Annotated in this window: 15 protein-coding genes; 9 read left to right on the forward strand and 6 right to left on the reverse strand. The window is 66.1% G+C overall.

Annotated elements, in window-relative coordinates; genetic code table 11:
- The first annotated feature begins 99 nt into the window (after window positions 1-99).
- The 4 genes from ACTDI4_RS12800 to ACTDI4_RS12815 all read left to right on the forward strand — a co-directional run bounded on the left by ACTDI4_RS12800 (window position 100) and on the right by ACTDI4_RS12815 (window position 3570).
- On the forward strand, window positions 100-882 hold the full coding sequence (locus tag ACTDI4_RS12800) for an ABC transporter substrate-binding protein (RefSeq protein WP_442841514.1): 783 nt from the start codon (window positions 100-102) through the stop codon (window positions 880-882).
- A gap of 216 nt (window positions 883-1098) precedes the next feature.
- Window positions 1099-1812, forward strand: coding sequence for an ABC transporter permease (locus ACTDI4_RS12805; protein ID WP_442841515.1), 714 nt, complete (start codon window positions 1099-1101; stop codon window positions 1810-1812).
- A complete protein-coding gene (locus ACTDI4_RS12810; protein WP_442841516.1) occupies window positions 1809-2636 on the forward strand; it encodes an ABC transporter permease in 828 nt (275 codons plus the stop codon). The genes ACTDI4_RS12805 and ACTDI4_RS12810 overlap by 4 nt, the downstream gene beginning before the upstream one ends.
- 61 nt (window positions 2637-2697) lie before the next feature.
- Window positions 2698-3570: an NAD(P)-dependent oxidoreductase gene (locus tag ACTDI4_RS12815; protein ID WP_442841517.1), complete on the forward strand. Its 873-nt coding sequence runs from the start codon at window positions 2698-2700 to the stop codon at window positions 3568-3570.
- Between the two features lie 24 nt (window positions 3571-3594).
- Here the strand turns inward: ACTDI4_RS12815 and ACTDI4_RS12820 are convergent, their stop codons facing one another.
- The 4 genes from ACTDI4_RS12820 to ACTDI4_RS12835 form a co-directional block, all read right to left on the reverse strand.
- A complete protein-coding gene (locus tag ACTDI4_RS12820; protein ID WP_442841518.1) occupies window positions 3595-4086 on the reverse strand; it encodes an Lrp/AsnC family transcriptional regulator in 492 nt (163 codons plus the stop codon).
- 108 nt (window positions 4087-4194) lie between these two features.
- Window positions 4195-4812: a uracil-DNA glycosylase family protein gene (locus tag ACTDI4_RS12825; protein ID WP_442841519.1), complete on the reverse strand. Its 618-nt coding sequence runs from the start codon at window positions 4810-4812 to the stop codon at window positions 4195-4197.
- Window positions 4813-4831: 19 nt separating this feature from the next.
- Window positions 4832-5443, reverse strand: coding sequence for a glutathione S-transferase (locus ACTDI4_RS12830; RefSeq protein WP_442841520.1), 612 nt, complete (start codon window positions 5441-5443; stop codon window positions 4832-4834).
- A 52-nt stretch (window positions 5444-5495) separates the two neighbouring features.
- On the reverse strand, window positions 5496-6047 hold the full coding sequence (locus tag ACTDI4_RS12835; RefSeq protein WP_442841521.1) for a thermonuclease family protein: 552 nt from the start codon (window positions 6045-6047) through the stop codon (window positions 5496-5498).
- Between the two features lie 124 nt (window positions 6048-6171).
- Between ACTDI4_RS12835 and ACTDI4_RS12840 the strand changes: the two genes are divergently transcribed.
- Window positions 6172-7698 (forward strand): ATP-binding protein, encoded by a 1527-nt coding sequence (locus ACTDI4_RS12840; RefSeq protein WP_442841522.1) that lies wholly within the window; start codon window positions 6172-6174, stop codon window positions 7696-7698.
- A gap of 26 nt (window positions 7699-7724) precedes the next feature.
- Here the strand turns inward: ACTDI4_RS12840 and ACTDI4_RS12845 are convergent, their stop codons facing one another.
- A complete protein-coding gene (locus tag ACTDI4_RS12845; RefSeq protein ID WP_442841523.1) occupies window positions 7725-8720 on the reverse strand; it encodes a nicotinate-nucleotide--dimethylbenzimidazole phosphoribosyltransferase in 996 nt (331 codons plus the stop codon).
- A 148-nt stretch (window positions 8721-8868) separates the two neighbouring features.
- Here ACTDI4_RS12845 and ACTDI4_RS12850 point away from each other — a divergent pair, with 148 nt between their 5' ends.
- Together ACTDI4_RS12850 and ACTDI4_RS12855 are read left to right on the forward strand one after the other, a co-directional pair.
- Window positions 8869-9102 (forward strand): DUF1289 domain-containing protein, encoded by a 234-nt coding sequence (locus tag ACTDI4_RS12850; RefSeq protein ID WP_442841524.1) that lies wholly within the window; start codon window positions 8869-8871, stop codon window positions 9100-9102.
- A complete protein-coding gene (locus tag ACTDI4_RS12855; protein ID WP_442841525.1) occupies window positions 9099-9812 on the forward strand; it encodes a TIGR02281 family clan AA aspartic protease in 714 nt (237 codons plus the stop codon). The genes ACTDI4_RS12850 and ACTDI4_RS12855 overlap by 4 nt, the downstream gene beginning before the upstream one ends.
- A gap of 7 nt (window positions 9813-9819) precedes the next feature.
- Here the strand turns inward: ACTDI4_RS12855 and dusA are convergent, their stop codons facing one another.
- Entirely contained in the window at window positions 9820-10812 is a 993-nt protein-coding gene (dusA, locus tag ACTDI4_RS12860) for a tRNA dihydrouridine(20/20a) synthase DusA (RefSeq protein ID WP_442841526.1), read from the reverse strand.
- A gap of 141 nt (window positions 10813-10953) precedes the next feature.
- On the opposite strand from dusA, the gene ACTDI4_RS12865 reads away from it, so the two are divergent.
- Window positions 10954-11484 (forward strand): GNAT family N-acetyltransferase, encoded by a 531-nt coding sequence (locus tag ACTDI4_RS12865; protein WP_442841527.1) that lies wholly within the window; start codon window positions 10954-10956, stop codon window positions 11482-11484.
- 69 nt (window positions 11485-11553) lie between these two features.
- Complete coding sequence (locus ACTDI4_RS12870) at window positions 11554-12738, forward strand: amino acid aminotransferase (RefSeq protein WP_442841528.1); 1185 nt, start codon at window positions 11554-11556, stop codon at window positions 12736-12738.
- Window positions 12739-12741: the final 3 nt, after the last annotated feature.

Genomic DNA, 12741 nt, shown 5'->3' on the forward strand with positions numbered 1-12741 from the left:
TTGCCGGAAAGAGTGGGAGTATCCGGCCAGCGGGCGGACGGGAGTGCCGCTCACGAGAAGCCGTCGGAACGACGGCCGGTCCATGCAGAGAGGAACACAATGCGTATTGCACTGCGTATCGCGCTTGCGGCATCAGCCGCCATGCTGACGTTGGGCGCTGCCCAGGCCCAGGAAAAGGTCCTGAAGATCGGCACGGAGGGTGCCTATCCGCCGTTCAACAATCTCACCGCAGACGGCAAGCTGGAAGGCTTCGACGTCAACATCGCCCAGGCGCTGTGCGACGAGATGAAGGTGAAGTGCGAGTTCGTCGCCCAGGATTGGGACGGCATCATCCCGGCTCTGCAGGCCGGCAAGTTCGACGCCATCATCGCCTCCATGTCGATCACGCCGGAGCGCAAGGAAAAGGTCGACTTCACCGACAAGTACTACAACACGCCGCCGGCCATCGTGGCGCCCAAGGACAGCGACATCAAGGGCGTGACCAAGGAAGACCTCGCCGGCAAGACCATCGGCGCGCAGGCTTCGACCACGCATTTCAACTATTCGACCAAGACCTATACCGATTCCACCATCAAGCCCTATCCGACCGCGCAGGAATACCAGCTCGACCTGGAGAACGGCCGTCTCGACGCGGCCAATGACGACGTGGTGGTGATTCAGGAGTTCCTCGATTCGCCCGAAGGCGCCTGCTGCAAGCTGATCGGCACCATCACACCGGTGGTCGAGATCCATGGCCCGGGTGCGGGCATCGCCATACGCAAGGGCGAGGACAAGCTGCGCGAGGACTTCAATGCGGCCATCAAGGCCATTCGCGCCAATGGGAAGTACAAGGAAATCAACGACAAGTACTTCAAGTTCGACGTCTACGGCGGCGAATCCTGACCACGGAAACAAGCAGAACGGCGGGGAGATTCCCTGCCGTTCTCGCATCATGGGGTAGGCGCCAAGCGCATGTCTCCCGAAAGTGAAGGCCGTTCGGGACAAGGACATGCGTAAAAACAATCGCTTAAGGCGCGGCAGACGAATCTGAACGATCGCGAGGCGCTTTCGGGGAACGCGCCGCCATCTGATCGAAAAATGGGAAGGACGGGCGCGCCGATGCAAAGCGCGTGGACGCTGCTTAGTTGGGGGCCTGAGGGGTGGCTGAAGAGTATCGCCTATGGCGTATTCGTCACCGTCTCGCTTGCACTCGCCACATTGCCGGTCGGCTTGGCGATCGGCTTCTTGGTCGCGTTGGCCAAGCAGTCGGAGGAACGGTCGCTCAGACTGGCCGGAAACGTCTACACGACCATCTTCCGCGGTTTGCCGGAACTCCTGACCTTGTTTCTTGTCTTCTACGGTGCGCAGATCGGCCTGCAGAAGCTGTTCCAGCTTTTCCAGCCTGGTGCCACCATCGAGGTCAACGCCTTCATCTCGGGCATGATCGCGCTGGGCGTGGTCTTTTCCTCCTATGCCAGCGAGGTCTTTCTGTCGGCCTTCCGCGCCATACCGCGCGGCCAGTATGAGGGCGGCTATTCCATCGGCCTGTCGGCATGGCAGACAATGCGGCTGGTGGTGCTGCCCCAACTCATCCGCATCGCCCTGCCAGGCCTCGCCAATCTGTGGCTGATCCTGCTCAAGGACACCGCGCTGGTCTCGGCCATCGGGCTCACCGACATATTGCGGCAGGCCGGCGTGGCGGCGCGCGTCACCAAGCACGCCTTCCTGTTCTTCGGCTTTGCCGCCCTGCTCTATCTCGCTCTGGCCATCATCTCTTCGATCGGCATCGGCGCCATCGAACGCGCCGTCAGCAGCCGCGAGGTGCGCCGATGAGCGCCGCCGCCCATTCGGTCGAGGTCACGCGCCCGCCGCCGCCGGCGCATGGCTGGCCGCGGACGCGCATTCTGGGCCATGTCCTGCTTTGCTTGTGGGCGCTGCTCGCCTTCGGCATGATCTGGTTCCTGGCCACCTCCTGGAACCCGGAGATCATCGAAAAATATGCGCCGACCTACTGGTCGGGCGTGAAGGTGACGCTGGCGCTGGTCGCCATCTCCATCGTGGCGGGCGCAGTGATTTCGGTCCCGATAGCCTATGCGCGCATGTCGAAGAACCGCGTTCTCGCGGTGCTCGCCTATGCATATGTCTACTTCTTCCGCGGCACGCCGCTGCTGGCTCAGACTTTCCTCGTCTATTATGGGGTCGGCTCCTTCCGGCCCGAATTGCAGGCGCTCGGGCTGTGGGGCTTCTTCCGCGACGCCTTCAACTGCGCCATTTTCGCCTTCTCGCTGAACACCGCCGCCTACCAGGCCGAAATCCTGCGCGGCGCCATCGAAAGCGTGCCGAAGGGCCAATGGGAGGGCGCGGCCGCGCTCGGCCTGCACAAAATGCAGACGATGCGCAAGATCATCCTGCCGCAGGCGCTGATCGTGGCGCTGCGCCCCTACGGCAACGAGGTGATCCTGATGGTAAAGGGGTCGGCCATCGTCGCCATCATCACGGTCTACGACCTGATGGGCGTGACGCGGCTGGCCTATTCGCGCACCTTCGACTTCCAGACCTATATCTGGGCTGCGATCATCTATCTCATCATCGTCGAAGTGCTGCGCCATGCCATCGAGTGGATCGAGCGCCGCATCACGCGCCATCTCAAGCGCTGACTTACCCTGTTCCATGGGCTAAGAACGCCCCGGACAGGCGAACTGGAAGGATTCGAAGACAATGGCGGCAGTGGCGTTTCTCGGTCTGGGCGTTATGGGTTACCCGATGGCCGCGCATCTCAGGCACAAGGGCGGCCACGACGTCACGGTCTACAACCGCACCGCCGCCAAGGCTGAAAAATGGGTCGCCGAGCATGGCGGCAGCTTGGGCAGGACTCCGGCCGAAGCGGCAGAGGGCAAGGACTTCGTGTTTGCCTGCGTCGGCAATGACGACGACCTGCGCGCTGTCACGATCGGCAAGGACGGCGCCTTCCAGACGATGAAGAAGGGCTCGGTCTTCATCGACAACACCACGGCCTCGGCCGAGGTGGCGCGCGAACTGGCAGCGCAAGCGGCGCAGCGCGGCTTCGCCTTCCTGGATGCGCCGGTCTCCGGCGGGCAGGCCGGCGCGGAAAACGGCGTGCTGACGGTGATGGTGGGCGGCGAGGAGGCCGTGTTCGAGCGCGCCCGGCCGGTGATTTCGGCCTATGCGCGCATGGTGGGGCTGATGGGGTCGGCAGGCGCCGGCCAACTCACCAAGATGATCAACCAGATCTGCATAGCCGGCCTCGTCCAGGGCCTGGCCGAAGGCATTCATTTCGGCCGGAAGGCCGGGCTCGACATCGAAAAGGTGGTCGAGGTGATCTCCAAGGGCGCGGCCGGTTCGTGGCAGATGGAAAACCGCCACAAGGCCATGAACGAAGGACGCTACGAATTCGGATTCGCCGTCGACTGGATGCGCAAGGACCTTGGCATCTGCCTGGAGGAAGCCGACCGCAACGGCGCCTCCCTGCCCGTGACGGCGCTGATCGACCAGTTCTACAAGGACGTGCAGAAGATGGGCGGCGGGCGCTGGGACACCTGCTCGCTGATGGCGCGGTTGGAGAAGAAATAGGTCCTCCTCCGGCCATCTGCGAACTCAGGCCGCGCTCTGTCCCGATTCGCGATCCAGCACCATGTAGTCCAGCGGCATCTCGGTCGTGTACTTGATCTGCTCCATGGCGAAGGACGACGACACGTCGTGGATCTCGATCTTGGCGATCAGCCGCTTGTAGAAGGCGTCGTAGGCGGCGATGTCGGGCACCACCACGCGCAGAAGATAGTCCACGTCGCCGCTCATGCGGTAGAATTCGACCACTTCGGGGAATTCCTGCACCACTTCCGAGAAACGACGCAGCCATTCCAGGCTGTGCGACTTGGTGCGGATGGCGACGAACACATTGACCCGCACATTGATCTTCTCGGGGTCGAGCACGGCCACCCGCCGCCTGATGACGCCCTCTTCCTCCAGCTTCTGGATGCGGCGCCAGCAGGGCGTGGTGGAAAGCCCCACCTTCTTGGCCACGTCGGCGACCGCGAGCGTCGCGTCTTCCTGAAGCAAACGCAAAATTTTTCTATCGAGACGGTCCATAACGGCTTCCCCGTGGAAAATGATTTGCATCATCCACTTTCTTCGCTGCAACGCCAAGAAAGAAATTCTGCCGGTCGGTGCGAAAACGAGTGATATTTTGCGCCGAACTCAGCCGATCCGATCACGGATTTGCGCCTTGAGGAAAGGCAGCAAATCCGTTTCAAACCAGGGATTGCGTTTCAGCCAGCCCGTATTGCGCCAGGAAGGGTGCGGCAGCGGCAGAACCTTCGGAACGCCCGGCGCCTCCCAGATCGCGCGCCAGCCGCTCACCGTCTCGGTCAGGGAAGGACGGCGCGCCGTGCCCATGTGCCAGTTCTGGGCATAAAGGCCGATCGTCAGGACAAGGTCGATCTGCGGCATCAGCGCCATCAGCGGCGCGCGCCAGGCCGGCGCGCATTCGCGTCGTGGCGGCAGGTCGGCCCCGCGTTCGTCCTGGCCGGGAAAACAGAACCCCATCGGCACGATGGCGAATTTTTCCGGATCGTAGAATTCTTCCGTCGTAACGCCGAGCCAGCTCCGCAGCCGGTCGCCGGAGGCGTCGGTAAAAGGCCGGCCGGAGAGATGCACCTTGGTTCCGGGTGCCTGGCTGGCGATGAGGATGCGCGCCGTGGCGGACGCCACCACGACCGGGCGCGGCTCGTGCGGCAGCGGCGGGCCGACCGGCCGTTCCACGCAGATGCGGCAAGCACGGATCTGCCCCACCAGCCGGTCCAGTTCCACACCCATCGCCAGCGCCCGCATATCCTCAGGCCGAAGCGCTCGGGCGCGCCGAAACCTCGCCGTACCAGCGCCGCACGTTCCTGCATTCCGCCGGCACCTCGATGCGCGCCGGCTTCATGAAGTCGATGGCGATCATGCCGGTGATATCGGCAATCGAATAGGCATCGCCGGCGGCGAAGCGGCGCCCGGCCAGCTCGCCATCCAGCAGGTGCAGGAATTCCACCACCTTTGGCTTGTTGGCCTCGCCCCATTCGGGAATCTGCGGCACCTCCCAACCCTTCATGGCCGGGTGGAGATGGCGGAAGGCGAAACCGACGGGGAGGAACAGATTGAGTTCCATGCGCCGCTGCCACATCTCCACCAGCGCCTTGCCGAGCGGGCCCTTGCCGAACAGCGCCGGCTCCGGCTGCAACTCCTCGAAATAACGGCAGATGGCCACCGTCTCCGTCAGGATCGTGCCGTCGTCGAGTTCCAGTACCGGCAGCCGCCGCAACGGATTGCGCGAGCCGACCGCTTCCTGCTTGTGCTCGTTGGCTCCCATATCGACCGGCACCAGCGGCACCTCGATGCCTTTTTCGGCAAGGAACACGCGTACCCGGCGCGGATTGGGCGCGCGTCCGCCATCGAACAGTTTCATCCGGGCCTCCGATGCAAGCTTGAAGCAGCTACCACAAACAACAGGGACCCCATCACGGCAAGGGGAAAAATTCCCGCAGCCAGTCGCCGATCGCGGCCAGCAGGTCGTGTCGCGGCTCGTCCATGCCGTTGCGGCGCCTGCGCCAGTCCTGCGGCTGCTCGAAATCGCCGGCCCAGATGCCGAGGCCGGCCTCCCGCGCGGCCCGCTCCTCGGCCGTAAAGTCGCCGTAGGCGACGGCCCAGCCTGACGCAACCATGGCGCGGTTGAGATCGACGTCGCCGGCCCGGCAATCGCCGAGCAGGCGGCCGTAACGGTCGTGACGGCTGCCGCTGCACGATACCGGTTGTCCCGCGATCGCCTGCACCAGCGCCTGCCGCGCCAGCTTGCCGCACGGATAGTCGGCCCCTGCCCTGCGGCAGGTCTGCCCGTATTCCGGCGCGTCGATGCCGCGCAACCGGACGCGCTGGCCGGCGAGGGTGAGCGAATCCCCGTCCGCGACCGTGGGCACGCCCTGCCTCTCCTGCGCCTGCCTGGCGTCGAGCCGCACGGCCAGCGCCGCCAGCGCGGCAAACAGCAGCATCATCAGGACAAGGTCGCCTGCCATGCGCAGGCGCCCTCCCCGTCGCGTGCCGCGCCGCCGCTGCCAGTTCATCTGGAAAACAGCTTCTTAATCATTGCCCCGTAGCATTGGCGGTCGGGCAGCGCTGCCCGTACAGATTGAAGTTCGGATGCCACTGCAACGCTCGCACACAGCGGACAAGAACATTGTGGATCGCAGCAAGCGGCACCGCAACAGCGACGTCGCGCGCGCCGTGAAGAAGACGCGCGACCGTCTGTCCCAGCAGGCAGGCAATCCCGATTTCGACCGCGAGATGCTGAAGCTGCACGCGCGCGCCATGGTCGGCAGCGTGGCGGCGATACCGCTCCTGGTGGTCGCCATCATGGCCGCCGGACTGTTTGCCGGCATGAGCGGCGACATACTGGTCTGGGCGCTGCTGACGATGAGCTGCTACACCGGCCTCGCCTTCATCGCCCGGCGCGTCGACCGCATGGAGGCGGCCAGGATCAGGCCGGCGCACACGCGGCACACCTTTCTCCTCGCCCATTTCCTGAGCGGGATCGGCTGGGCCTATTTCGCATCCTTGGGCTGTGCGCCCTGCGCCGTGGACCAGTTCCCGGTCGTCAAGGCCGTGATCCTGCTTTTGGCCATGGCCGCAACGGCCATCATGGCCTCCTCGCTCAGCGGCGCCCTGCTTGCCACCTTTGCCTTGCCCGTCGTCGTCTATGGCTGGTTCGGGGTGCAGTTGATGTTGCCGGTCGAAGCCATGATGGTGGCGCTCCTGGCCGTCGCGCTGCTGTTCTTCGCCTACGTGGCGCGCCACCTCAACCGCTCCACGGTGATGCTCTTGTCCTTCCGCACGGAAAAGGATGCGCTGATCGCCGAGTTGGAGACGGCGAAGGCCATGTCGGACGAGGCACGCCGGCGCGCCGAGGACGCCAACCTGGCGAAGTCGCGCTTCCTCGCCTCCATGAGCCATGAACTACGCACGCCGCTCAATGCCATACTCGGCTTTTCCGAAGTGATGGCCAGCGAAGTGCTTGGCCCCATGGGCAACCCGACCTATCGCGACTATGCCAGCGACGTGCACGATTCCGGCCGGCACCTGCTCGACCTTATCAACGAGATCCTCGACCTGTCGCGCATCGAGGCCGGCCGCTACCTGCTCAACGAGGAGCCGGTGAACCTGCTTTCCATCGTCGAGGACTGCTGCCACATGATGGAATTGCGGGCGCGCAACAAGGACATCCGCATCGTGCAGGACTTCGAGCCCGAGTTGCCGCGCCTGTTCGCCGACGAACGCGCCGTGCGCCAGATCACACTCAATCTTCTGTCCAATGCCATCAAGTTCACGCCCACGGGCGGCGAGATACGCGTGCGCGCCGGCTGGACCGCCGGCGGCGGACAATATGTCTCCGTGAAGGACAACGGCCCCGGCATTCCGCCTGACGAGATCCCGGTGGTGCTGTCTGCCTTCGGCCAGGGCTCGATCGCCATCAAAAGCGCCGAGCAGGGCACGGGCCTGGGCCTGCCGATCGTGCAGGGCCTGATCGCCATGCATGGCGGCGAGTTCGACCTGCAATCCAAACTGCGCGAAGGAACCGAGGCCATCGCCATATTCCCGCCGACCCGCGTGATGGAAGAGCTGCCGGCCGTGCCGATGAAAATGGCGGCTGCGGGCGGGCGGCGGCGGTAAAACGCGACGCTTGCCCCGAGGCTTCCCTACCGCGCCGCAGCGGCCATGCCCGAACAAACCAGAGCGGCGGCCTTGATCGTTCCTGCGGCAAACCCTGCCCCCACCGCCTCGCCATGGCTGATGCGCAGATCGAGCAGCGGCGCAAGGCCGAGGCGTTCGGCCGTGCGGGCGCCTTCCGGCTCCACCGGCCGGCTCGCCAACATGCAATGGTCGAGTGCGGCCGGATTGGCCACATGCAGCACGGCAGCCGCCGCCAGCGTCGCCAGCCCGTCGATCAGGACCGGCACCTTCTGCAGGCGCGCGGCAAGGATCGCGCCCGCAATCGCCGCGAACTCGCGCCCTCCGACCCGGCGCAGCGCTTCCAGCGGGTCCGAAAGATGCGCGCCATGGCAAGCCAGTGCATCGTCGACGGCAACCGCCTTGCGCACCATCATGGCTGCATCCGCACCTGAGCCCGAGCCCACCCAGTCCGCGCCGGTGCCGCCGAACAGCGCCGCCAGCAGGGCCGCGGCTACGGTGGAGTTGCCCACCCCGAGGTCGCCCAGGCACAACAGATCCGTGCCGCCCGCCAGCGCCTCCATGCCGAAGGCCATGGTGGCGGCGCAGCCGCGCTCGTCGAGCGCCGCTTCGACGGTGATGTCGCCGGTCGGCAGGTCGAGGGCGAGATCGAAGACCTGCAGCCCGAGATCGTAGGCGATGCAGACCTGGTTGATCGCCGCACCGCCCGCCGCGCACATTTCCACCATCGCCGCGGTCGCCGCGACCGGGCGCGGCGAGATGTTGTGGCGGGCCACGCCGTGGTTGCCGGCAAAGATGGCGACAAGCGGTTTCCTCACGGCCGGCGGCGCTTGGCCGCTCCATTCCGCCAGCCATGCGGATATGTCCTCCACACGGCCGAGCGAACGGTCCGGCCTGCCCGCCTTTTCGAAAAGCGCCCGCACCCGCGCGCCCGCCTCCTTGTCGGCCGGCGGCAGCCGGCCGAGAAGCTCGCGAAAATCGTCGAAGGGCAATGCGCTGGTCATGTGTTTCTTCCCGCCTTGCGAGCGGCTTACCCGCCCAGCCCTTTTCATACAAGCCGGATGGCGCGAACGACGCAGGCTGCGACGCAAAGCTGCAGGCTTGCATTGCGCATTCTGTTGCACCATGTGGTGGTCAGGCTTGGAAAATCAAATGACAGCCATCGAATCGCCCTGCATCCTGGTCTGCTCGATCGACATGAAGACCGGTTACTGCTTCGGCTGCGGCCGCACGCGCGACGAGATCTCGGACTGGATCGGCATGACCGCCGAAATGCGCCGGCAGGTCATGTCCGAGTTGCCGACACGGCTGGAGACGGTAGAACGCAGGCCGCGGCGCGAAACCCGGCGCGCCCGCATGGCGCGCGAACGTGGCGAGGCATCTTGAGCGGTAGGGATCGTTTGCTCTGGATCGTGCTGGGCGTCATCGGCCTCGGCGCCGTGTTGCTGATCTTCAACGATTCGACCGGCAGCACCTTCGGTATCGACAATGACGGATTCGGCCAGTTGATCTGGCTCGGCGCGCTGGCGCTGGTCATCGGTGCCGGTATCCTGCGCTCGGGCAGGTCGTTCGGCACCGCGGCACGGCAGTTCGGCGGCTGGGCCTTGATCGTGCTGGCGCTGATCGCCGGCTATCAGTACCGCTACGAGCTTCAGGACTTCGCCAGCCGCGTCACCGCCGGCCTCGTTCCCGGCAGCCCGCTGGCGCTGGGCACGCAGGACGGCCGCGCCACGGTGGCGCTTGACAAGGGCACCAGCGGCCATTTCGAGGCACGCATCCAGGTCGACGGCCACCCCGTGCTTGCCCTGGTCGACACCGGCGCCACCACCACGGTGCTCACCGCGCAGGACGCGGGTGCGGCCGGCATCGACCTTTCGACGCTGAACTACACCGTGCCGGTGGCCACTGCGAACGGGGTGACCCGCGCGGCTGCCGTGCGCGTCGGCGAACTTTCGATCGGCGCCATCTCGCGCCGCAACGTCACCGTGCTGGTCGCGGCCCCCGGCACGTTGCCGCAGAGCCTGCTCGGCATGAACTTCATCGGCTCGCTGTCGGGCTTCGACGTGCGCGGCGACCGCATGGTCCTGCGCGACTGAGCACGGCTCAGGCCGCCTCCCCGGCAGCCTGCAGGTCCACCGCCTCAAAGGCAGCGTAAAGCACGTCGGGACCCGCGTCCGCCCGGGTCGCGTCGGTGGACAGGATCTGGCGCCAGCGCCGCGCGCCGGGCAGGCCGTGGAACAGCCCGACCATATGGCGGGTAATATGGGAAAGGCGGCCGCCCTGCGCGATATGGCGCGCGGCATAAGCGGCCATTGCCTCGATCAGCGCCGCGGGTTCGAACTCCTTCGGCGCTTCGCCGTAGAAGGCGGAATCAGCCCCGGCCAACAGCCCCGGCGTGTGGTAGGCGGCGCGGCCAAGCATCGCACCGTCGACATGGCCCAGATGCTGTATCCCTTCGTCCAGAGTCTGAATGCCACCGTTTATCCCTATGAATCGGTTCGGGTAACTCCCCTTGAGTCGATAGACGCGGCCGTAGTCGAGCGGCGGGATATCGCGATTCTCCTTCGGGCTCAGACCCTGCAGCCAGGCCTTGCGGGCATGCACCCACAGCGCGTCCGCGCCGGCGGCGAAGACGCCGGCGGCAAGCGTGTCGAGGGCGATTTCGGTGTCCTGGTCGTCGACGCCTATCCGGCACTTGACGGTGACCGGGATCTCGACCGCCGCCTTCATCGCCGAAACACAGTCGGCCACGAGGTCCGGCACCTTCATCAGGCAGGCGCCGAAGGTGCCCGACTGCACGCGGTCGGACGGGCAGCCGACATTGAGGTTGATCTCGCCATAGCCGAAGCTCTCGCCGATCCGCGCGGCCTCGGCGAGTTTTCCCGGATCGGAGCCGCCGAGCTGGAGCGCCACCGGATGCTCCGCGGCATCGAAGCCGAGCAGCCGCTCGCGCGGGCCGTGGATGACGGCATCGGCAACGACCATCTCCGTGTAGAGCAATGCGCGCCGCGTGAGCTGGCGATGGAAGAACCGGCAATGCCGATCCGTCCAGTCCATCATGGGCGCAATGGCGAGAGGGTGACGATAGTTTTTCAATTGCTTCTTCTGGCAGCGGAGTTCTGTGATCTAGCGATCGCGGGCGTCCAAGTCAAAGAACGCGCCGCAACCCGGACCTGGCTGCTTTCCTCGCGCCTGGCCGGGTGCTACAGACTCAGGCCGCCCCATGGAGATTTCGCCGTGCCCGCCGCAACCGCAAAGCCGCCCTTGATCGAGCCCGTTTCGGCGCTGGAAGAGCCGGCGGTACTGGCGCTCAACAACGCGCATGCGGCCGAACTGTCGTGGCTGGAACCCGAGCGGTTGTCGTTCCTGCTCGGGCGAGCCTTCTATGCGCGCCGCATCGGCACGCTGGAGGCCTTCATCATGACCTTCGACCAGGATGCCGTCTACGACAGCCCGAACTTCCTGTGGTTCCGCGCGCGCTATCCCCGCTTCGTCTATGTCGACCGCGTGGTGGTGGCGCCAGGCGCCCGCGGCCGCGGCCATGCGCGGCGGCTCTACACGGATCTGTTCGCCTCCGCGCAATGCGCCGGCCACACGCTCGTCACTTGCGAGGTCAATTCCGACCCGCCAAACCCTGCGTCGGACGCCTTTCATGCTGCACTGGGCTTCGGCGAGGTGGGCGAGGCGTCAATCCACGCCGGCGAGAAGCGCGTACGCTATTTCGCCCGCAGCCTCGCCGGCGGCCCATTGCCCGCGTCGGGCGGATAAGCCGAAAGCGCTGGCGCCGGGGCCGCGATTTGCGTATCACACCCGCACGACGCCACGGACCCCGCCGCGATGTTTGAAGAACTCCAGCCCGCCCCCGCCGACAAGATCCTTGCCCTGATCGGCCTCTACCGCGCCGATCCGCGCCCGGAAAAACTCGATCTCGGCGTCGGTGTCTACAAGGACCGCGACGGCAACACGCCGGTCATGCGCGCGGTGCGCGAGGCCGAGCGGCGCCTTTTGGAGACGCAGACCACCAAGACCTATCTCGGCCTCGCCGGCGATCTCGCCTTCAACAGCGCCATGGCCGACCTCGTCTTCGGCGCATCGGTGGGTGCGGCGCGTGTGCGGGCTGCGCAGGCACCCGGCGGCTCGGGCGCGTTGCGGCTGGCGGGAGAACTCATCAAGCGCACGCGGCCCGACATCACCGTTTGGGTGTCGGACCCGACCTGGCCGAACCATGTGCCGATGATGCGCGGCGCAGGGCTTTCCGTGCGCGCCTATCCCTATTTCGACGCCGCATCCGGCGCGGTTCGCTTCGAGGCCATGCTGGAGGCCCTCGGCCAGGCACCGCGTGGCGACGCGGTGCTGCTGCATGGCTGCTGCCACAATCCGACGGGCGCCAATCTCGACACCGCACAATGGGCCAAGCTGGCCGACCTGCTTGCCGACCGCGAGCTGCTGCCCTTCATCGACATCGCCTACCAGGGTTTCGGCGAGGGGCTGGAGGCCGACGCGGCCGGCCTGCGCACCGTCGCAGCCAGGGTGCCGGAAATGGTGGTGGCCGCAAGCTGCTCGAAGAATTTCGCCGTGTACCGCGACCGCGTCGGCGCGGCCATGGTGATGGCGGCCACGGGGGCGCAGGCGGAGACCGCCATGGGCCACATGCTGGCGGCGGCCCGCACCATGTATTCCATGCCACCGGACCATGGCGCCGCCGCCGTGCGGCTCGTCCTGGCGGATCCCGAGCTTCGTGCCGATTGGGAGGCGGAGCTGGAAGACATGCGCCAGCGCATGCTGCGGCTTCGCATCGGCTTCGCCGAGGCGTTGCGGCGCCAGTCCAACTCCGACCGCTTCGACTTCATCGCGCGCCATCGCGGCATGTTCTCGCGCCTCGGCCTCACCGAAGCGCAGGTCGCCCGCCTTCGTGATGAGCACGCCGTCTACATGGTGGGCGACAGCCGCATCAACGTCGCCGGCCTGCCGGAAGACAGGCTGGACCGGCTGGCCACGGCCATCGTCTCGGTGCTGGACTGAGCG

Origin of the sequence: Mesorhizobium sp. PUT5 (assembly GCF_052216645.1) — a bacterium.
Taxonomy (GTDB): domain Bacteria; phylum Pseudomonadota; class Alphaproteobacteria; order Rhizobiales; family Rhizobiaceae; genus Mesorhizobium.